This is a genomic window from Mesorhizobium sp. M1A.T.Ca.IN.004.03.1.1 (genome assembly GCF_003997555.1).
Taxonomy (GTDB): Bacteria; Pseudomonadota; Alphaproteobacteria; order Rhizobiales; family Rhizobiaceae; genus Mesorhizobium.
Map to the genome: position 1 here is coordinate 1 of NZ_RZTV01000419.1, position 267 is coordinate 267.

Sequence of the window (267 nt, forward strand, 5' to 3'; positions counted from 1 at the left end):
ACGCGTTCGATCCGCACTCGATGTCATCGGCCGCACTCTGCCGGAAGGCGTGAAGATTACCTATCCCTACGACACGACGCCCTTCGTGGAACTGTCGATCGAGAAGGTCGTGCATACGCTGATCGAGGCAATCGTGCTCGTCTTCGTGGTGCTGCTCGTCTTCCTGCAGAATCTTCGGGCAACGCTGATCCCGACTATCGCCGTTCCCGTGGTATTGCTCGGCACCTTCGGGGTGCTGGCGGCCACCGGCTATTCGATCAATACTTT

General features: G+C 58.4%; 1 protein-coding gene. It reads left to right on the plus strand.

The features are described 5' to 3' along the window. Positions 1 to 267: efflux RND transporter permease subunit (locus tag EOD29_RS32250; RefSeq protein ID WP_164763967.1), on the plus strand; the 267-nt coding region annotated here is incomplete at both ends.